The sequence below is a fragment of the Pseudonocardia endophytica genome (assembly GCF_004339565.1).
GTDB classification, from domain to species: Bacteria; Actinomycetota; Actinomycetes; order Mycobacteriales; family Pseudonocardiaceae; genus Pseudonocardia; species Pseudonocardia endophytica.
Genome location: NZ_SMFZ01000001.1, coordinates 2,868,874 through 2,887,274, shown reverse-complemented (window position 1 = coordinate 2,887,274; position 18,401 = coordinate 2,868,874). Strand labels below are relative to the sequence as shown.

21 protein-coding genes are annotated in these 18,401 nt (G+C 72.5%); 10 read left to right on the top strand and 11 right to left on the bottom strand.

The window, feature by feature from the left end; translation table 11 throughout:
- Positions 1-26: 26 nt before the first annotated feature.
- From EV378_RS13180 to EV378_RS13170, 3 genes are read right to left on the bottom strand one after another with little or no spacing between them, the layout of a single operon-like run.
- On the bottom strand, positions 27-1,136 hold the full coding sequence (locus tag EV378_RS13180; protein ID WP_132424585.1) for an FAD-dependent oxidoreductase: 1,110 nt from the start codon (positions 1,134-1,136) through the stop codon (positions 27-29).
- Complete coding sequence (locus EV378_RS13175) at positions 1,133-1,795, bottom strand: TetR/AcrR family transcriptional regulator (protein WP_132424582.1); 663 nt, start codon at positions 1,793-1,795, stop codon at positions 1,133-1,135. The genes EV378_RS13180 and EV378_RS13175 overlap by 4 nt, the downstream gene beginning before the upstream one ends.
- 44 nt (positions 1,796-1,839) lie before the next feature.
- Positions 1,840-2,610 carry a sulfite exporter TauE/SafE family protein gene (locus EV378_RS13170; RefSeq protein ID WP_165922272.1) on the bottom strand — a complete coding sequence of 257 codons (771 nt, stop codon included), beginning with the start codon at positions 2,608-2,610 and terminating at the stop codon, positions 1,840-1,842.
- A 40-nt stretch (positions 2,611-2,650) separates the two neighbouring features.
- Here EV378_RS13170 and EV378_RS13165 point away from each other — a divergent pair, with 40 nt between their 5' ends.
- Complete coding sequence (locus tag EV378_RS13165) at positions 2,651-3,565, top strand: LysR family transcriptional regulator (protein ID WP_132424576.1); 915 nt, start codon at positions 2,651-2,653, stop codon at positions 3,563-3,565.
- A 264-nt stretch (positions 3,566-3,829) separates the two neighbouring features.
- Here EV378_RS13165 and EV378_RS13160 read toward each other — a convergent pair whose 3' ends face one another.
- On the bottom strand, positions 3,830-5,161 hold the full coding sequence (locus tag EV378_RS13160) for an NAD(P)/FAD-dependent oxidoreductase (RefSeq protein ID WP_132424573.1): 1,332 nt from the start codon (positions 5,159-5,161) through the stop codon (positions 3,830-3,832).
- 14 nt (positions 5,162-5,175) lie between these two features.
- Positions 5,176-6,201, bottom strand: coding sequence for an AraC family transcriptional regulator (locus EV378_RS13155; RefSeq protein WP_132424570.1), 1,026 nt, complete (start codon positions 6,199-6,201; stop codon positions 5,176-5,178).
- Between the two features lie 174 nt (positions 6,202-6,375).
- Here EV378_RS13155 and EV378_RS13150 point away from each other — a divergent pair, with 174 nt between their 5' ends.
- Genes EV378_RS13150 through EV378_RS13130 form a run of 5 tightly spaced genes read left to right on the top strand, consistent with a single transcriptional unit; the run spans position 6,376 to position 10,240 of the window.
- Positions 6,376-7,461 (top strand): LLM class flavin-dependent oxidoreductase, encoded by a 1,086-nt coding sequence (locus EV378_RS13150; protein WP_132424567.1) that lies wholly within the window; start codon positions 6,376-6,378, stop codon positions 7,459-7,461.
- A 2-nt stretch (positions 7,462-7,463) separates the two neighbouring features.
- Positions 7,464-8,420 carry a 3-carboxyethylcatechol 2,3-dioxygenase gene (locus EV378_RS13145; protein ID WP_132424564.1) on the top strand — a complete coding sequence of 319 codons (957 nt, stop codon included), beginning with the start codon at positions 7,464-7,466 and terminating at the stop codon, positions 8,418-8,420.
- Positions 8,417-9,163: a dienelactone hydrolase family protein gene (locus EV378_RS13140; protein WP_243653430.1), complete on the top strand. Its 747-nt coding sequence runs from the start codon at positions 8,417-8,419 to the stop codon at positions 9,161-9,163. The genes EV378_RS13145 and EV378_RS13140 overlap by 4 nt, the downstream gene beginning before the upstream one ends.
- Positions 9,164-9,167: 4 nt before the next feature.
- Positions 9,168-9,944, top strand: coding sequence for an alpha/beta fold hydrolase (locus tag EV378_RS13135; RefSeq protein WP_132424561.1), 777 nt, complete (start codon positions 9,168-9,170; stop codon positions 9,942-9,944).
- Complete coding sequence (locus EV378_RS13130; protein WP_165922271.1) at positions 9,941-10,240, top strand: helix-turn-helix domain-containing protein; 300 nt, start codon at positions 9,941-9,943, stop codon at positions 10,238-10,240. The genes EV378_RS13135 and EV378_RS13130 overlap by 4 nt, the downstream gene beginning before the upstream one ends.
- Here the strand turns inward: EV378_RS13130 and oxdA are convergent.
- From oxdA to EV378_RS13100, 6 genes are all read right to left on the bottom strand, one after another.
- Complete coding sequence (gene oxdA, locus EV378_RS13125; protein ID WP_132424555.1) at positions 10,179-11,234, bottom strand: aliphatic aldoxime dehydratase; 1,056 nt, start codon at positions 11,232-11,234, stop codon at positions 10,179-10,181. The genes EV378_RS13130 and oxdA overlap by 62 nt on opposite strands.
- 114 nt (positions 11,235-11,348) lie before the next feature.
- Entirely contained in the window at positions 11,349-12,302 is a 954-nt protein-coding gene (locus tag EV378_RS13120) for an AraC-like ligand-binding domain-containing protein (RefSeq protein WP_165922270.1), read from the bottom strand.
- Between the two features lie 134 nt (positions 12,303-12,436).
- Positions 12,437-13,168 carry a dienelactone hydrolase family protein gene (locus tag EV378_RS13115; RefSeq protein ID WP_132424549.1) on the bottom strand — a complete coding sequence of 244 codons (732 nt, stop codon included), beginning with the start codon at positions 13,166-13,168 and terminating at the stop codon, positions 12,437-12,439.
- A 175-nt stretch (positions 13,169-13,343) separates the two neighbouring features.
- On the bottom strand, positions 13,344-14,015 hold the full coding sequence (larB, locus tag EV378_RS13110; protein ID WP_132424546.1) for a nickel pincer cofactor biosynthesis protein LarB: 672 nt from the start codon (positions 14,013-14,015) through the stop codon (positions 13,344-13,346).
- On the bottom strand, positions 14,012-14,809 hold the full coding sequence (gene larE, locus EV378_RS13105; RefSeq protein ID WP_132424543.1) for an ATP-dependent sacrificial sulfur transferase LarE: 798 nt from the start codon (positions 14,807-14,809) through the stop codon (positions 14,012-14,014). The genes larB and larE overlap by 4 nt, the downstream gene beginning before the upstream one ends.
- 78 nt (positions 14,810-14,887) lie before the next feature.
- Positions 14,888-15,070 (bottom strand): DUF4177 domain-containing protein, encoded by a 183-nt coding sequence (locus EV378_RS13100; RefSeq protein WP_132424540.1) that lies wholly within the window; start codon positions 15,068-15,070, stop codon positions 14,888-14,890.
- 313 nt (positions 15,071-15,383) lie between these two features.
- Here EV378_RS13100 and EV378_RS13095 point away from each other — a divergent pair, with 313 nt between their 5' ends.
- From EV378_RS13095 to EV378_RS13080, 4 genes are all read left to right on the top strand, one after another.
- The gene (locus EV378_RS13095) at positions 15,384-15,722 is read left to right on the top strand and encodes a DUF6247 family protein (RefSeq protein WP_132424537.1); all 339 of its coding nucleotides are present in this window, start codon (positions 15,384-15,386) and stop codon (positions 15,720-15,722) included.
- Positions 15,723-15,732: 10 nt separating this feature from the next.
- Positions 15,733-15,993 (top strand): hypothetical protein, encoded by a 261-nt coding sequence (locus EV378_RS13090; RefSeq protein WP_132424534.1) that lies wholly within the window; start codon positions 15,733-15,735, stop codon positions 15,991-15,993.
- Positions 15,994-16,083: 90 nt separating this feature from the next.
- Entirely contained in the window at positions 16,084-17,076 is a 993-nt protein-coding gene (locus tag EV378_RS13085) for a hypothetical protein (RefSeq protein WP_132424531.1), read from the top strand.
- On the top strand, positions 17,034-17,294 hold the full coding sequence (locus tag EV378_RS13080) for a hypothetical protein (RefSeq protein WP_165922269.1): 261 nt from the start codon (positions 17,034-17,036) through the stop codon (positions 17,292-17,294). The genes EV378_RS13085 and EV378_RS13080 overlap by 43 nt, the downstream gene beginning before the upstream one ends.
- Positions 17,295-18,401: the final 1,107 nt, after the last annotated feature.

Below are 18,401 nucleotides of genomic sequence, written 5' to 3'. Positions count from 1 at the left end.
CCTACGTCCGATGTGGACGTCGGGACTCAGCTCCCGGTGAAGAAGTCGATGATCTCCTGCGTCGTCGGGGTGCGGGCCGCGGCGGCCGAGTGCTCGATGCTGCGCGGGAACAGCGTCGCCTCGTAGGCGCCGAGCGCGGCCTCGACGTCGCCGGGATGCGCGACGAGGGCCAGCGCGAGCTCGGCGGCGTCCTGCATGGCCAGGTTCGCGCCCTCGCCGTCCGGTGGCGCGAGGTGGGCGGCGTCGCCGAGCAGGGTGACGCCGGGCGTGCGCTCCCAGCGGTGCTCGACCGGCAGGGCGTAGTGCGGGCGGTGCACCGGCGCGGTGTCGCTGTCGGTGATCAGGGCCGTGAGCTCGGGCGCCCAGCCGTCGAACTCCCTGGCGATCCGCGCGGTGGCCGCGTCCGGGTCGGTGAAGTCGACGGCGTCGAACCAGTCGAGCGGCTCCGTGAGCGTCACGTAGGCGTGCAGGTCGCCGCCGCTCTCACGGTGGGCGTCGATCCTCCGGTCGTTGGCGGCGAGGTCGACCGCGAACAGCGACCCGCCGCCGACGGCCGTCGCGGCGGCGGGGTGACGGCGGTCGCCGTCGAACAGGAACGTCTCGACGAACGAGGTGCCGACGTACGCCGGGACGGCGTCGGTGAGCAGTGGCCGGATCCGCGACCACGCGCCGTCCGCGCCGACCAGGACGCTCGTCCGGATCGTGGAGCCGTCGGTGAACGCGAGCTCGTGGCGGCCACCGCCGAGCGGGCGCGCCGTCGCGACCCGGTGTCCCCAGCGGACGGTGTCCGGCGGCAGCGAGTCGAGCAGGAGCCGGCGGAGCGCGGCGCGCTGGACCTCGGGCCGTCCGCCGGTGCCGTCGTCGGGCTCGTCGAACAGGACGGTGCCGTTGCGGTCCAGCGCCCGTGTCGCCTCGCGGCCCTCCAGGACGAGACCGCGGAACTGTCCGGTCAGGCCGGCGGCGGCGATCGCGGGCAGGCCGGTGTCGTCGTGGATGTCGAGCATGCCGCCCTGGGCGCGCGCGGTCGGTGACGGCTCGGCCTCGTACACGGTGGACGGCACGCCGTGGACGTGCAGGACCCTCGCCAGGACGAGGCCGCCGAGGCCGGCACCGGCGATCGTGACCGACGTGCTCATGACGGCTCCTCGTGTCGGACCGTGCGCCGGGCTCGGCGCATGCGGTGGAAGTGCTCGTCGAGGTCGTCGAGTGCGGCCTCCACGTCCGGGGCCAGCTCGTCGGCGACGACGTGCGGGGCGGTTCCGTCCAGCACGCTGCGGCCGAGCCGGTCGAAGATCATCTGGAAGACGGCGACGAGAGCGGCCGCGTGGACGCGGCCGACGGCGGGATGGACGCCCGGCGACGTCTCGGCGATCGCGGCCGCGACGGCGTCGGTCTGCCGGTCCCTGTCCTCGAGGGCGAGACGCCGGATGACCGGGCTGCTCGCGCACAGCGCCGGGTACAGGCCGCGCGCCTCGTCGGGATCGCTGTGGCGGTGCCGGTCGACGTCGCGCCGGGCCACGGCGCGCAGGGCCTCTGCCGGGCTCGTCCCGTCCGGGCGCTCGGTGACGGTGCGCGCGTAGAGGTCGCGGATCTCCTCGGCCCGGTCGAGGACGAGATCGTGCTTGGCCGGGAAGTAGTTGTAGACCGTCTGGTCGGACACGTCGGCGGCACGGGCGACGTCGAGGACGGACACGTCGTCGTACCCGTGGACGGCGAACAGACGTGCCGCCGTGTCGGCGATGTGCTGACGCGTCCGCGCCTTCTTCCGCTCACGGAGCCCGCTCGTTCGTGCCACACGGCTATGGTGCGCCCAATTTTTGGAAGAGTCAAAGTATTGGTTCAGTCATGGTTCCACCAGAGCGCGGCGGCGAGTCCCACGCTGAGCGGTACGAGGATCCAGCGCATGACCCGGGCCGGGATCCGGCGGGCGACGAGCGGCCCGGCCATGCTCCCGACGACGAGACCCGCCGCGAGCGGGAGCACCGCCCACCACTCGACCGGCGCGGTCAGCGCCAGGACCACTGTGGACGCAGCCGCCGCGGCGGCGACGAGCAGGTTCTTCAGCGCGTTCGCCTCCGGCATCCGCCTGTCCACGAACACCAGCAGCGTGGTGAGCAGCATGATCCCGGATCCCGCTCCGAAGTAGCCGGCGTAGACACTGACGGCACCGACGGTCGGCCAGGTCAGGACGGCCATGCCGCGCCGCCGTCCGCGCTGCGCGGTCAGCCACGGCTGCAGCGCCAGGCCCGCCGCACCCGTCAGAACCAGGAACGGCGCGACCCGTGCGAACGCCTCGGGCGGGGTGACCAGGAGCAGGACCGCTCCGACGGCCGCGCCGCCCGCCGCGACCGGAAGCCCCGCGGCGAGCGACCCGCGCACCTCGCGCAGTTCCCGTCGCGACGTGAGCGTGGACCCGGGTCCACACACGACGAACGCGACGGCGTTGACGATGTCGGCGGGCAGCGGAGGCAGGCCGGCCAGCAGCAGCGCCGGGTAGGAAACCAGCGACGCGATGCCCCCCGCGGTGGCGACGGTGCCGGCGACCACGCCGGCGAGGACGAGCAGCCCGACGCGGTCCATGCGTCCACCCTCGCCCGGACCGGTCGTCATCGGTAGTGACTTCTCCTTGACCGCTGCGTTAGCGTGACTGATGCAGATCGATCCGCACCGCCTGCTCGTCCTCCGTGCGGTGCGGCGCACCGGCAGCATCCAGGCCGCTGCGACCGCGCTGCGCCTCACGCCGTCCGGGCTGTCCCAGCACCTGACCCGGCTGGAGTCCGAGACCGGCCTTGCCCTGCTCGACCGCAGCCGTCGCGGCGGCGGGCGCGCGGTCCGGCTCACCGACGCCGGACTGGCGCTGGCGGGCCGCGCGGACACCGTGGCAGGCGCGCTGGCCGAGGCCGGGCGCGAGGTCGACCGGCTGCGGGACGGCTCACAGGGTGCGGTGCGCGTGGGCGGGTTCGCCACGGCCCTGACCCGGCTCGCGGTGCCGGTCGTCGTGGAGCTGTCGATCAGCGATCCCGCGATCCGCGCCGAGATCGTCGAGATCGACGAGCCGGACGGGCTCGACCGGCTGCGTCTCGGCGAGCTCGACCTGCTGCTGAGCACCCGCGACCCGGACGGGCCGGGCCTGCCGTCCGGTGTGGACGAGTCCGACCTGTGCCGCGACCACTACCGCGTCGTCGTGCCGGCGCTCTGGGAGCGGACCGGTGACATCGGGGACCTGCTCGCCGGACCGTGGGTGACGTCGCCGCCCGACCATCCGACGAGCCGGATCCTGCACCGGCTCCGCCACGAGCACCGCATCGCGCCCGGCGTGCACCACGTCTGCACCGAGTCGCGGACGCGCCTGGCACTCGTCGCGGCCGGTCTGGGCGCCGCGATCGTCCCCGAGCTCACGCTCGCCGCCCTGCCGGTCGGCGGCGTCGCGGTCCACCCGGGCCCCGCGGAACTCGGATCGCGGGTGCTCACCGCGCTCACGCCGTCCGAGGGGCCGTCCTCGGCCGCGGTGGAGCGCTTCACCCGGCACCTGACGTACGTGGCCGGCGACGCGACCCGGTCCTGATCGCGGGTGGGGGAGGGGAGGAGTGACCACGCGGGGCGGGTCGCCCCCGAGACGAGCCGGCCCCGCGTGGTCCGAACGAGAGAACCGGCTCCCCAGCGGTGGATCTCTCGCTCTCTGGCCTGCACCGAAGGTATGCCCGGGCGTCGACGGGTCGACACCGGATCCGTTCCCGATCGCGGTGAGTGTGCGGGCTACCGGGGCGTACGGAGGGTCACGCGCGACGGGCGGTGGTCGTCCGCGGCGCCCGGCAGCCGTCGAAGCGGGTCAGCTCCACGGGAACGGTGAGTGGCTCGTCGGGTGCAGGTCGCCGGTGCGGTAACGGTCGAACCGGAACGGCTCCAGCAGCGGCTGGTGCTCGCCGAGCAGCTCGCGGGCGACCAGCTCGCCGACGCCGAGCATCTTGTAGCCGTGGTTCGAGTCGGCGATGACGTAGGCGTTGCCGCGGAACGTGTCGAACACCGGGAAGCTGTCCGGTGTGAACGCGCCGATCCCGCCGGACGGCTCCGTCGAGTAGAGGCCGCGCTTGCGCTCGAACCGCTTGTGGCATGCGGCGAGCGCGGAGGTCCACATCCGCACGAACGAGTCGTCGACGGTGAACTCCGGGCTGGCCGGGCCGTACGGGTCGACGGCCACGGTGCCGGCGGGCCGGTCGATCCGCTCCGGGGAGGCGCCGCCCTGCACGCCGCCGAAGTGGAAGTCCGGCTTGTAGTAGATGCCCCACATCGCGTCGGTGACGAGAGATCCGTCCGTGTCGTCGTGCAGTGGGGCGTCGGAGTCGACGTGGACGACCGGCGGGAACCCGCCGCGGTTGTCGGTGAACTCCTCCGGATCCACCTCGAGCGTGCCCTCCTGCAGCGCCCAGTACGTCCACATCGGCCGGTCCGGGTGGTCGACGCCCCCGTCCTGCACGGTGATCGTCTCCGGGAGCCCGAGCATCGACCAGATGTCGCGGACCCACGGCCCGACGGCGACCACGACGGCGTCGCAGGCCACCGTGCCCTGGTCGGTCACGACGGCGCCGACGCGCCCGCCGTCGCGCTCGAAGCCGGTGACGGACACGCCAGTCTCGATCCGGACGCCCGCCTCCCGGACCATGCCGGCCAGCCCGGCGAGCGAGAGCGTGTTGTTGGCGTACCCGCCGCGCTTCTCGTGCAGCAGGATCGAGATCCCGGGCGCCTGCCAGTCGGCGAAGATCTCGCGCATGTAGGCGTTGCACGCGTCGACGCCCTCGACCAGGACCGACTCGTAGCCGATCTCGTTCTGCTCGCGGGCGATCTGCCGGACGTCGTCGGCCATCGCGTCCGGAGCGGCCTGGATGTAGCCGACGCCGTGGTAGGACAGCGCCTCCGCGTCGCGTTCCCACGCCTGCACCGAGTGCGCCATCAGGCGGCGCATCGCGGGCTGGAAGTAGTTGTTGCGGATGACGCCGCACGCGACGCCGGACGCGCCGGCGCCGATGGCGGTCTTGTCCACCACGAGGACGTCGGTCCCGTCGCCCTGCCCGGCATCGGACAGTCCGTGCGCGAGCGCGCGTGCCGTGGCCAGCCCGTGGATGCCCGCGCCGACGACGACGTAGCGGACCTTGTCGGGAAGCATCGATCTTTCCCCTCTCAGAGCAGCACGGTGACCGGTCGTCGCAACGTCTCGGCGGGACTGACGCCGTAGCGTGCGTGGTAGGCCGCGGTGAAACGGCCGTAGTGGTGCAGGCCCCAGCGCCGCGCGACGGCGGAGACGGTGGTCTGGTCGGGATCGGCGCCCTGCAGCTCACCGTGGACCCGCGCGAGCCGGACCTCGCGCAGGTAGGTCATCGGCGGCGTGCCGACGTGCCGCCGGAACCCCTCCTCGAGAGCACGCACGCTGACGCCGGCGGCCGTCGCGACGTCGATCACCGAGATCGCCTCCCCGGCGTGGGCCTCGATGTGCTCGCGCGCGTTGCGGATGCTCGCGGGCACGCCGGCCCGGCCGGCGTCGGACAGCTCGTCGGTGTAGTTGTGCGGCTGTCCGCGCAGCAGTCCGGTCATGGCCAGGTTCGCGAGGCTCCCGGCCATCACCGGATCCGTCGTCATGCCGTCGGGTCTGTCCAGTTCGGACCGCAGTAGCTGCAGCGTGCGCAGGAACGAGCCGCCGCGCGGGCCGTCGAGGTCCAGCTCCGTTCCGAAGCGGATCGGTTCGACGGGCGTCCGGCCGAGCAGCGCGCCCAGCACGTGTTCGACGGCGACGGGGTCGAAACGGGCCGTGACCAGCCTGCAGTCCGGGCTCCAGTCCTCGAAGAACACCGGATCACGCGGGGACACGACCACGCCACGGCCACGCGACGCGAGGACCGAGCCGTGTCGCTGCCCGACCCGGACGTGTCCGACGCCGGCGAACACCACGACGTGGTAGCCCGGTGGCGGCGCATACAGCCGGACGTCGGTGCCGAGCTCGACGTAGCCGAAGTCGAGGCCGGGCATGCCGTTCGTCCACAGCCGCATGTCGAACCGGCCCGGCCGGCCCGCGATCTGGAGCTTGTTCGGGGCGTAGGCCTCTGAGATCGCCGCGCTGGCCTCGTCGAGGTCACTGGTGTGCACCAGCGAACCGGCCGGGGGCGCCACGCCGGCGAGGATCTCGCGCCCCGCCGGTCCGCTCGGCTCCATCGCCGCGATCCCTCCTCTGCTCCCCTGGGTCGCAGTCCCGCCAGCCTAGGCGCTGTGGTCCACGGGGGAAGCCGGTTCTCGCGGCGGACCGTCCGGATCGCGCAGCGGAATGCGGACGTGGCCGCGCGCGCAGCGGATCGTCGGATCGTCGGTGCCCGACCTAGCTTTCGTCACATGGTCAAATCCTGGCTCTTCGAGATCTTCAGCTATCCCTACGACCAGAATCCGGAGAAGTTCGATCCGCAACTGTGCAAGGAACTGTACGACTGGAAGCTGGAGTCCTGGATCGCCGCCGAGGAGCACGGATTCGACGGCGTGTTCTTCTCCGAGCACCACTTCACGCCGTACAGCATCAGCCCGTCGCCGAACCTGCTGGTCGCGACGCTGGCCCAGCGAACGAGCCGGATCAACATCGGCGTGATGGCGAACATCACCGCGTTCCACAACCCGCGCCGGCTCGCCGAGGAGGGCGCGATGCTCGACCACCTCACCGGCGGGCGCCTTGAGATCGGAATGGGTCGCGGCGTCGACGAGCCGGAGTTCCTCCGCGAGGGGGTGAAGATGGAGGAGACGCGCGCACGGTTCGAGGAGTCGGTCGCGCTCGTCCAGTCCGCGTGGAAGGAACCGACCTGGTCGTTCCACGGCGAGTTCTACCACTACGAGAACGTCGGTATCTGGCCCCGGCCGCTGCGGCCGGAACTGCCGATCTGGGTGACCGCACTCAGCCCGGCGACCGTGAGCTGGGCGGCCCGGCAGGGCTTCCGGTTCACGTCGGTCTTCTCGCCGACCGAGCAGATGCGAACGATCTTCGACGGGTACCGGAAGGCCGCCGCGGACGCCGGCCGCGAAGCGGAGCCCGGCGACATGGGTGTGTGCCGCAACGTGTTCATCGCCGACTCCGAGCAGGAGGCCCGCGACCTCGCCGAGCCGGCGTTCGACGCGCTGTTCGCGGCGTTCAAGGAGGCCGCCGTGTTCCACGACCTCGACAACGTGCCCGCGGGCTACGAGCACTACCAGTCGTTCTTCCGCCCGTTCGCCGGAGAGGACGTCTCGTTCGACGCGCTCGTCGGGATCGGGGCGATCTGCGTCGGCACCCCGGCGACGGTCCGCGACCAGATCGTCAGCCAGATGGAGACGATCGGCTGCGGGAACTTCCTGAACTGGGGGTCGTTCGGGGGCCTGACCAAGGAGCAGACGATGCGCTCCTACCGGCTGTTCGGCGAGCACGTCGTGCCCGCTCTGCACTCCCTGACGGTCTAGGCGTGGCCTCGGAACTGGCCCTGTGCTGCCTGTCCCACACCCCGCTGCTGCGGCGCGCCGATCCCGGTGCGGCCGTGGCCGAACGGGTCGAGGAAGCGCTGCGCGGGGCGCGGGAGTTCGCCCGAGAGGTCGACCCGGACCTGGTCGTCGTGTTCGGCCCCGACCACTACCAGGGCTTCCGGTACGAGCTCATGCCGCCGTTCTGCGTCGGCACGGCGGCGACGGCGATCGGTGACTACGGCACCAGCTCCGGCGCCCTCGACGTGCCGCAGGACCTGGCCGACGACCTGATCGCCCACCTGCTCGCGTCCGATCTGGACGTCGCGATGTCCGAGACGATGGTCGTCGACCACGGTGTCGCGCAGCCGCTGGACGTCCTGTTCGGTTCGAGCGCGGCGAAGCCGGTCGTCCCGGTGTTCGTCAACTCCGTCGCCGAGCCGCTCGGGCCCCTGCGGCGGATCCGCCGCCTCGGCGAGGCCGTCGGGGAGTGGGCCGGGCGGCTGGACCGGACCGTCCTGCTCGTCGGCTCCGGCGGGCTGTCGCACGACGTTCCGATCCCGCGGCTGCGCGAGGCCACACCGGAGGCCGCCGCGTACCTGGTCGACCGTCGTCGCACCCCGGCGGAGCAGCAGGCCCGCGAGGAGACCGTGTTCGAGGCCGGCCAGGCGTTCGCCCGCGGCGACTCCCCGCTCCGGCCGCTGAACCCCGACCTCGACCGGGACATCCTCCGGCGCTTCGAGGCCGGCGACGTCGACGGCTTCGACGCGCTCGACGTCGGGTGGCTCGGCGAGCAGGGCGGCAGCTCGATCCACGAGGTACGGGCCTGGATCGCGGCGCACGCGGCACTGCGCACCGCAGGCCCGTACCGGACCGAGTCGTCGTTCTACCAGCCGGTCCCCGAATGGATCATCGGATTCGCCGTCACCACCGCACGGCCCGTCGACAGAGGACAGACATGATCGAGAAGGACCTGACGGTGGCGACCGCGGACGGACCCATGACCGTCGCGGTCCGCCGTCCCGACGGCGACGGCCCGTTCCCGGTGGTCGTCGTGTTCCACGACGGGCCGGGGTTGCGCGAGGACGTCCACGACGTCACCAGGACACTCGCCGACGCCGGCTACTACGCCGTCCTGCCCGACCTCTACCACCGGATCGGGCCGCGGATCTCGTTCGACATGGCGGGTGTCGGGCAGGGGCCGGGCTCTCCGGAGTTCGAGCGGCTGATGGCGGCCGTCGGCTCCCTGGACGACGACGCGGTGCTGGCCGACACGAGCGCGCTGCTCGCCGTCGTCGCGGACGACCCGGCGGCGGGCGACGGCGTCAAGGGCGCCATGGGGTTCTGCGTCGGTGCGCGGCTGACGTTCCGGCTGCTCGCCTCCGATCCGGACGGGTTCGCGGCCGGGGCGACGATGCACCCGTCGTTCTGCGTGACCGACGACCCGGACTCCCCGCACCGGAGCATCTCGTCGATCTCCGCGGAGCTGTTCGTGGCGTTCGGCGCGGCGGACACGCTCGCCCCGCTCGAGCTGAACGAGCCACTGCGCGACGAGCTGGGCAGGCCGCCGGTCCGCGCCTCCGTCGAGATCTTCGACGGCGCCGACCACGGCTTCATGTTCGCGCGCCTCCCGGCCCACCACGAGCACGCGGCGTCCGTCTCGTGGGAGCGCACGCTGGCGCTGTTCGACCGTGCCCTCCGGTAGCGCCGTGCACCTCGAGACGGCCGGCGACGAGCGGGGCGAGCCGCTGCTGTTCCTGCACGGGACCGGGCCGGGTGCCACCGGGGAACTGAGCTTCCGGCCGGTCCTGCCCGCGCTCGCGACCTACCGGTGCCTCGTCCCCGACCTCGTCGGATTCGGGCGCAGTGACCACCCCGAGACCGTGCCCGACGGGCCGGGCCCCTGGTTCGCGCACCGGGTCGATGCCGTGGTCCGGCTGCTGGACGAGCTCGGCCTCGACCGTGTGCACCTGGTCGCCCACTCCTACGGCGCCCGGGTGGCGTTGGAGCTGATGCTCCGGTCGCCCGGGCGCGTCGGACGGGCCGTGCTCGTCGCCGCGGGCGGGACCCCGGTGAAGGCCGCGCTGTCGACGTTGACCGACTTCTACCGGGACCCGGACGAGCCGGCGATGCGCCGGATGGTGGCCGCGCAGCTGTCCCGCGGCGACCCCGACGAGGGGTACGTCCGCGAGCGCCTCGCCGTCGCGGTGCGGCCGGAGGTCCGTCGGTCGTTCCGGGCGGCCATGGCTCCCGGCGAGCCGATGCCGACCTACGACCCGACGGTGCTCGCGGGCGTCGGCCACAGGGTGCTCGTCGTCCACGGGAAGGACGACCGGACCATCGCCCCGACGGCCGGCCTGTTCCTGGCCGAGCACCTGCCGCACGCGGACCTGCACCTGTTCGCGGCGTGTGGGCACCTCGTGCAGTACGAGGTGCCCACACGGCTCGGGTCGATGGTTCGCGAGTTCCTGGCGGACCGGCCGTGACCGCACTCGGGCGCGCCGACCTGGTCCTCGGCGCGTTCGACGCGGAGCACCCCGACCTGTCCCTTGCCGGACTGACGGCCCGGACCGGCCTGCCGAGGACGACGGTGTTCCGGATCGCGTCGAACATGCTGGCCGTCGGCTGGCTCGTCCGGCGCAACGGCCGCTACCGCGTCGGCGACCGCCTGTCCGAGCTGGCCAGCACGACCCGGCCGCATGCCCGCATGCGGGCCGGCGTCAGGCCATGGCGGCCGGAACGGTCGCGTCCCGCAGCATGCCGGTGGACGGGTGGCAGTTGACGTACTCGTAGTACTGGTCGGCGGCGTCGAACGTCGAGACCTCGTGGTAGAGCTTCAGCTTCTCCAGGCTCTCCACGACCTCGAAGAACTTCGTGAAGATCCGCAGGTGGGTCGGGTGCGACTCGGCCCACCGCTCGAGCATGTCCAGCGCCCGCCAGTGGCCGATGTTGTACGACTTCTCGATCGGGTTGCCGTCGAGGTCGATGTAGGTCACGTAGCGGTTCGAGTAACAGCCGATGGCCTCGCCGTTGTCGCGCAGGAAGTCCATCCCGGCGCGCAGCACCGGCTCGACGTCCTCGAGGTAGAGCTTCCGCTCGGCCTCACCGGCGTCGACCCAGTCCTGGCCGGAGCGGATCAGGCAGATGTTGTCGTGCGCCCGGACCACCACGCGGCCGGACTTCTCGCCGTCGGTCTGCAGCTGACCGCTCGCGCTCATCCAGTCCGTCTGCGACTTCGGCATGCGGTCGCGCGCCGACCCCCAGTAGCCGTGCTCCTCGATCTCGCCGCTGACCCCGTCCATGATCGCGCCGACACCCGGGAAGCCCTCGGTGAACGCGTACAGCGTCTCGAACTGGTCGGCGCGCGGCGAGACGATCTCCCGGAAGACGCCGACGTTGCCCTGCAGGCGGTCGTCGGAGCTCCACCAGCCCTCGACCTCCGGCCGGGCGGCCCAGCTCGTGTAGGTCTCCGGGTGGCGCCAGTAGCCGACGACGATGAGGTTGTCGTAGCCGGAGTTGTCCGTGTGCTGCGTGGCGTCCCACTCACCCGGACCGTCCTCCACGTCGAACGTCCCGACGATGTGCCGCAGCGTCTCCAGCGCCTCCGCGCGGTTCTCCTCGCCGCGGTACTGGACCCCGAGGTACGCCATCACGACCTGGGTCAGGTCCTGCTCGGCGCGCGCCACGACCATCGGGAACGGCGGGGTGTAGTCGTCGGCGACGCGGCGGGACAGCGTGCGCGGGCACTGCATGTGCTTGTCGATCGCGGATTCCATGCGTTCCTCCATGGCGACGTGGTGGGCGTCGGAGCCGGGTCCGACGACGGTAGCCACGACAGCCGGGGCGACCCGTGCATCCGGCGCCAGGAACGCGACGTTCCGCGCCAACCCCTACCGGGCCCCGGGGCCGTCCGAACGGGCGTCGTGTGGGCGGATGCCGAACTCGCCGCGGAACGCCCTGGCGAAGATCGTCGGCGAGGAGAAGCAGTACTGGGCGGCGACGGACGTGACGCTCCGCCGCGGATCGGCGAGGTCGGCGCGAGCGCGGTCGAGACGGCGGTAGCGGATCCAGTCGGCGACGCCGCGCGGCTGGTCGGCGAACAGGCGCTGCAGGCTGCGCTGCGACAGGTGGAACTGCCGCGCGACGTGAGCCGGGTTCAGGTGCGGGTCCTCCAGGTGGAGCTCGATGAAGTCGAGGATCACGTCGACGCGCGGGTCGGGGGCGGCCGGACGGTCGTCCGGTGAGCCGGTGGTCCATGTCGCCGCTCCGACCACCAGATCGGCGACCCGCGCGGACAGCACGATGCCGTCGGCTCCACCGAGGTCGCCGTCCAGCCGGCCGAGCTCGTCCATCACGGCGCGGGCGACCTGGCCGGTGGGGCCCGCACCCAGCGGCTGGGCGGTGAGGCTCTGCGCGCGCCGGTCGTCGGCCACCAGCGCCCGTCGTGGCCAGGTCAGGACGTCCATCGTCCACGGCCCGTGCATGGTCCAGGTGAACGGGCGCGTCGTGTCGTAGACGGCGAACTGACCGGCCTGCAGGGCACATGCGCGCCCGTCCTGCTCGAGCCGCGCCGTGCCGGTGCGCAGATGCCCGACCTGCAGGAAGTCCTCGCCGTACCTGCTGATCAGGCCGGAGGTCCGGCGGAACGTCTGTGCGTCGGAGCTGACCCGCGCCACGTCGAGCGTCCCGACGCTGTGGGTGTGCCCGATGGATCCTCGGAACGTCCGGCGCTCGGGCCGGGAGTCGATGTCGAGCGCCACGAAGCGCTCCCGGATCAGGTCCTGCCAGCGCGACAGGTGGCGAGCGGTGTCCGGGCCCGGCCCGGTCGAACGATCGACTGTCATGGGTACCCCGCGCGGCATCCCTGTCTCGGTCCCGCCCGGCACCCGCCGTGCGCGGGCGGAACCTCGAGAATAGCCGCCGAGGGTCTCCGTGTCGCCGGTTCCGCGCCGCGTCTGCGGACGGTGACCGCCGGCTCCTACCTCAGATGCCGGGCGAAGAAGCGGTTCCCGTCGTCTCCCTCGAACTCCGGGACGCCGGTGTGCCCGCCCATGTTGGCGTGCAGGGTCTTCTCCGTCGACCCGAACGCGTCGAACAGATCCAGGGCCTCCTGCCGGTCGTTGCCCTCGTCGTCCCACTGCAGCAGCATCAGCAGCGGGACGGTGAGCCGTCGGGCCTCCCGGAGGACGGCGCGCGGCACCCGGCTCCCGGCGAACAGCACGGCGGCCGCGATGCGTGGCTCGACCAGTGCCAGCCGGACGGCGATGGAGATGTTCCCGCCCGCGAGACCGGCCGGGCCGCCGATCCCGGGCAGCTCGACGGCGGCGTCGACGAGCGCCCGCCACTCCGGGACCGCCAGGTCGACGAGCGGGAGGACGAGCCGGTCGACGACCTCGTCCGGGACCGGCTCGCCGGCCTGGATCGCCCGGCGCAGGTCGGCGCGGGCCGCGTCGGAGGCGGCGGAACGGGGCCGGTCACCGCAGCCGGGCAGCTCGAGGGTGGCCGCCGCGTAGCCGTCGGCGACGACGCGCCGGGCCCTGGCCGCCAGCCGCGGGTACATCCGTGTCAGGTCGCCCGGCTGACCAAGCAGGACCAGCGGGGCGTGCGTGGGTGCGGGATCGGGCGTCCACAGGACGCCGGGGATCCCGTCGAGGGTGAAGGTGCGTTCGAGGACGCCGTCGTCGAGGCGCTGTTCGGACGTGAATCGCATGGTCGTGCCTTTCGGGAGAGCTCGTGTGCGGCGCTCCCGGACGACCTATCGCCCGACCGTGACCCCGGAGGGAAGCACCCCTGTCGCAACGTTCACGGGTACCACCTCCTCGATCGCTTGCACGGCTGCCGGAAAGCTAGCAGCGGCCGTCGCGGGCCGCGAGGGGTTTGCGGGATCAGCCGGACGCCCGGCGGACGGCCTGCACGGCCCGGAACGCCGCACAGGCGGCGCCGTACCCGTTGTCGATGTTCACGACGGTCAGTCCCGGCGCGCAGGAGGCGAGCGCGGCGTGCAGCGCGGTCTCGCCGCCCCGGGCCGCGCCGTACCCGGTGGAGGTGGGCAGGCAGATCAGGACGCCGGGCACGAGGCCGCCGAGCACGCTCGGCAGGGCGCCGTCCATCCCGGCGGCGACGACGAGCACCGGGAACGTCCGGAGCCGTTCGACCTGGTCGAGCAGCCGCCACAGCCCGGCGACGCCGACGTCGACGACGGTCTCGGTGGCCGTCTCGAACCAGCTCAGCGTCCGTACGACCTCGGCGACCTGTGGCATGTCCGAGCTGCCCGCGGCGACCACCCCGACCGTCGGGGCCTGTGCAGGTCCGGGCACACGGTTGAAGAACGCCGTGCGGGACAGGGCGTCGTGGTCGAGCCGCTCGCGGTGCCCGGGGGTCATGCGGTCGACGACGTCCGCGTCGAGGCGGGTCATCAACATCCCTCGGCCGGCGTCGACGAGCCGGTTCATGATCTCGGTGAGCTGCGCGTCGGACTTCCCGGTGCAGAGCACGGCCTCGTCGAAGCCGACGCGGTCGGTGCGGCCGAGATCGAGCCGGACCTCCCGGTCGGTCATCCGCGCGCTCCCCGCAGGAACGCGCTGCCGCGCTCGTACGCCGTGAATGCGCTGACCGACAGTCCGAGGTCGTCGCGGATCCGCGCCACGAGCTCGGCGCGGTGGGCGGGGTCGAGCCGGGCCAGTGTGTCCCGGTCGAGCTCGACGACGAGGCCCGCCTCCCGCATCCGGCACCGCACCGTGGCCGGCCGCAGGGTCTCGCGCAGCATCGACTCGACGGCGTCGATCGCCCGCAGCGACGACGGCAGGATCCGGATTCCGGTCTCGACGCGGCTGGACAGACACGGTGCGGACGGCAGCTCCGCCAGGTCGTGCAGGCCGAGCGTCGCGGCGGCGTCGCGGACGTCCTGTTTGGACATCCCCGCCTCGACGAACGGGTGCCGGACGGCGTGGTCGTCGGCGGCACGCAGGCCGGGGCGCCAGTCGCCGAGGTCGTCGGTGTTGGTGCCGGACAGCAGCTGTGCGTCCGTGTGGGCGGCGAGCGTGCCGTACAGGTCGGACTTGCAGAAGAAGCAGCGGTTCGACGGGTTCGTGAGATACCGCTCGTCGGTGAACTCACCGGCGTCGACGATCCGCAGCCGCCAGCCGAACCGGTCGGCGTGCTCCTGGATCCGCGACGCGGCGTCGGCCGGGACCGCCGGTGAGGCGGCGTGGAACATCGCGACGTCGTCGCCGAGCACCGCGTGGGCGACGTGGGCCAGCGTCATGCTGTCCACCCCGCCGGACACGGCGACGGCGGCCGGGCGGCACCCGTCGAGAACCGGCCGCAGGGGATCGAGCGGGCCGTCGGGCATGCGGCCAGTCTAGGTCGGGTCGCCCCTCTGCCCCGTCTCTCGGGGAACGAGCGCGACGTGGGGCGTGCGCGGCGCCGCTCAGCTCCGCGTCCTCTTCAGGATCACGCCGATCTCGATGGACTGTCCCGCCCCGACGCTGGGCACGATCGTTCCGACCGCCTCCCAGCCCTGCGCGCCCAGTTCGCTGAGCTCCCGCTCCATCGCGACGTAGTCGAACCCCTTCCAGCCATACGTGAACTTCAGAACCTTGTGCTCGAACACGGCATCCTCACTCTCCGATCGGTGGAGGCCGGCGTCGCCGTTCCTCCGGTGCGGACGCCATCGGACACCGTGCCGTAGCGGCAGGGTCAAGCGGTGTGGCGCCGCTCAGCCGCTCTCGCGGCGGGCGAGCCCGTCCGTCCACCCGGCACGGATCGATGAGCACCTGGACCGGCCAGAAGGTGTCCGTTCGTGGGCGCCATGTCCGCGCGGTCGCGAGACGCCAGCAGAACCCTGGCACGAGGCGCTCGATATTCCGCGCGACGCTCACGCCGGGAACCGATTGGCGCCCGGACGACCCGCTAGGATCCGGGCCATGAGCGCGGCGGTGGCAGGCGGAACGGGGGGCAGCGGCCCGCCATTCGCGCACGCCTCGCCCGCGCAGATCCGGACGGCGTTGACCGTCGAGGACGCGGCCGCGTTCGATCAGCACTGGCTTGCGGTGATGCGCCGGGCCACCGAGAGTCTCGACCTCACCGAGTTGTTCGATGCCCTCGAGGCGTGGCGCCGGGTCGCGTGGCTGAGCACCGCGCACGGCCACGACCGGTACCGGCAGATGCTCAGCGACGCCCGCGAGCGGGTCCGGACCGGCGGCGAGCCGGAAGGCACCGTCTCGTGGGATCAGCTGATGGCCGAGCTCGGGCCTGGGGAGTGACCCGCGCTCGGTGAGCTACACGATCAAGGTGTACCCCGAGGTCCAGGCGGCGATCGCGAACCTCCCACCGGCCGGGCGGACCGCCCTCGCGGAGCTCTACACCGTCCTCGAACTCACCCCGTGGGCCGGCCCATCGGTCAATCCCGTCGCGAATCCGGACGGGGAGCTACGGAACCTGCCGTTCGGTCCGGACGCCGCCGGCCTGCTGACGTACTTGGTCCTCGAACGCGACGACGAGGTACACCTCGTCTCGTTGCTCTGGGCTGGCTGACGACCGGGCCGCGGTCTTCAGGCGCGCCCCGCGGACCCACGACAGACGATGTGGAGCGACGGTCAAGTGGCGGCGCTTACGCTCGCGTGCGTGACCGGCGAGGACGATCGGGGTTCCGGGGGCGGGGCTGTCGCGGAGGTGCTTCGTTCGCCTGCTTACCGCCGGTGGTCGGTGACTGCGCAGCTGGTGCGGCTGCCCTCGGCGATGTTGCCGCTAGCGTTCATGCTGCTGGCGACGGCGGCGATCGGTAACTATCGGCTGGGAGGGGTGATGGTCGCTGCCGCGACGGCGGTCGCGGTCGTCATGGCCGCGCCGGTCGGTCGGCTGCTCGACCGGCGGAACACTTTGGTTCTGACGTCGTGGCTGCTGATTGCGGCGGCTGTTGTTCTCGGGCTTCTGGCCCTGGCCGGGGCGCTGAGCCTGCCGGGGGTGCTGCTGGTCGGCCTTGCGGTGATCAGCTCGGGTCTGACGGCGGGGGCCCCGGCCGGGATGCGACGGATCCTGTCGGTCACAGTGCCGGTCCGGCTGCTGGTGCCGGCTCTGGCCGTTGATGGGATCTTCGTCGAGTTGACGGTCGTGAGCGGCCCGCTCCTGGTCGCGGCCGCCGCCGCGGTGGCGGCCGGGGTCGGCGGCGTGGGGGCGATGGCCCTGTTCACCGGGCTGGCGGCGCTTCTGGTGCGCGGGCTCGTGGCCCCGCCGGCGCGGGCCACGGCATCCGCGGGCGGGGGCGGGCACGCTCGGGGTCCGCGGCTCTGGTCGCCGGCGTTCGCGCTGTGGTTCTTCGTCGGCGTGGCCGCCGGTCAGGGAATCGGTGTGGTCGAGGTCTCGGCTCTCCCGCTCGCCCGGCAGGTGGGCGGTGGGACGGTCCTGGCGGTGGCGTTGCAGGTGTCGTGTGTCTGGCGAGCGCAGTGTCGGGGATCGTCTACGCCGCTCGCAGCGACCGGATACCCGGCAGCGCCGTCCAGCGTGGGGCGGTTCTGCTTGTCGGTGTTGGTGTCGGTGTGGTGGTGCTGGCCTGCCAGCCGGGCATCACCGCGCTGGTGGCCGGCTACGTGCTGGTGGGCCTGTGCACCGCCCCGTTGATCGTCACTGTGCTGCGGACCGTTCAGCATCTGGCTCCGGAGAGCCGGGAGACCGAGGCCTATGGCCTCAACTCCGCGTCCACCGGCATCGGATACGTGCTCGCCGGAGCTGCGCTTGCCGCCCTGCCGTTGACGCTGGCTCTGCTCGGTAGTGTGGTCACGGTCGTTGCGTGCGTGATCGCGGCCGTCGTTGTCCAGGCCAGAAGTCCCTCGCCGTGAATGGGCATCCCTCGGGTCGGCAAGTGTCGCTCTCCACCGGCACCGGCCCGATGTACTGATATTCCCGTGCGGCCATCGCTGACATCTCATGCGGTCTGCCGCTCCTTCGTCGACGTCGCCCGGGTCGTGGCGAGCTCCGCGGATCGAGACGAGCGGACGCAGATCCGGAGCGCATTGGACGGCCTGCCGCGTCGTCAAGACCCGCGCGCTGAGCCAAGAAGCGCGACTCGACGCAGCTCGGACGACCCTCCATAGCGGACCGCCGGACGTCGGTATCCCTGCGGTGAGACTCGCGTGTGCTGCATCAAAACCGGCTGGCAATATCCCCCTTGGGGTTGGCCTATCGCCAAGATCGCCGAGTGACCGCACCGGTCTACTTCACCGAGCGCGCGCAGCCAGGCCCCGTTGCGGATTGCCACCCGCCCAAGCTCACGCGGATCGCGGCAGCCTCCGACCCACGGTGGGCGTCCCACAGTTCCGCATCGTCGAACAGCGCGCCGAACCCACTGCGACGGACACAGCAGTGCGCACGATCAGGGCCGACCCACTCCCGGCCACGGCACGACATCCGCACCACCGACACCGCCGCAGGGTAGGTCGCTGTGCGGCGACGGCCACCCCCCTTCGAGCGACGCGACAGGCCCCATCGCGGTGATATCGCCGCAAAACCTCTGCGCACGGGGTAGGGCACGGCGCACAATGGAGTCCTCGCCGCCTCGTCGCTGGGGAGCGGACGTGAGCGGCCGCGAGCCGGGTGGTCGTCCCGAGGGGCGACCACCCGGCACACACCCTCCGCCCCAGCCCGCCCCTGCACGGCACCAGAACTCGCTGATGGGGCCGGGCCAGACGGCCACGATCGGGGCCGGATGCTCCTGCGTCGCACGGCACTTCAGGGTGGGCACAGGACCTACCCCGACCCCGGGGCCGCGGACCGCGACGCCGACCTGCGCGCCCGGCCAGAGTGGCCATCGCCGCGGCCACCGGGGGAGAGGAACGCTGGGGAGCGGCCCGACCCTTCTTAGTCACCACGGCCGAGCACGGCCAGTCTCCACCCGCACGCGCCGGGCGGTACGCGGTCAGTGTGACGACATCGTCGGCGAGCGGCCA

Coding starts and splice junctions, on each gene's coding strand:
- EV378_RS13160 (WP_132424573.1), bottom strand. CDS start 5,161: ATGCTTCCCGACAAGGTCCGCTACGTCGTCGTCGGCGCGGGCATCCAC.
- EV378_RS13150 (WP_132424567.1), top strand. CDS start 6,376: ATGGTCAAATCCTGGCTCTTCGAGATCTTCAGCTATCCCTACGACCAG.
- EV378_RS13170 (WP_165922272.1), bottom strand. CDS start 2,610: ATGACGACCGGTCCGGGCGAGGGTGGACGCATGGACCGCGTCGGGCTG.
- oxdA (WP_132424555.1), bottom strand. CDS start 11,234: ATGGAATCCGCGATCGACAAGCACATGCAGTGCCCGCGCACGCTGTCC.
- EV378_RS13140 (WP_243653430.1), top strand. CDS start 8,417: ATGATCGAGAAGGACCTGACGGTGGCGACCGCGGACGGACCCATGACC.
- larE (WP_132424543.1), bottom strand. CDS start 14,809: ATGCCCGACGGCCCGCTCGATCCCCTGCGGCCGGTTCTCGACGGGTGC.
- EV378_RS13165 (WP_132424576.1), top strand. CDS start 2,651: ATGCAGATCGATCCGCACCGCCTGCTCGTCCTCCGTGCGGTGCGGCGC.
- EV378_RS13155 (WP_132424570.1), bottom strand. CDS start 6,201: ATGGAGCCGAGCGGACCGGCGGGGCGCGAGATCCTCGCCGGCGTGGCG.
- EV378_RS13095 (WP_132424537.1), top strand. CDS start 15,384: ATGAGCGCGGCGGTGGCAGGCGGAACGGGGGGCAGCGGCCCGCCATTC.
- EV378_RS13115 (WP_132424549.1), bottom strand. CDS start 13,168: ATGCGATTCACGTCCGAACAGCGCCTCGACGACGGCGTCCTCGAACGC.
- EV378_RS13120 (WP_165922270.1), bottom strand. CDS start 12,302: ATGACAGTCGATCGTTCGACCGGGCCGGGCCCGGACACCGCTCGCCAC.
- larB (WP_132424546.1), bottom strand. CDS start 14,015: ATGACCGACCGGGAGGTCCGGCTCGATCTCGGCCGCACCGACCGCGTC.
- EV378_RS13180 (WP_132424585.1), bottom strand. CDS start 1,136: ATGAGCACGTCGGTCACGATCGCCGGTGCCGGCCTCGGCGGCCTCGTC.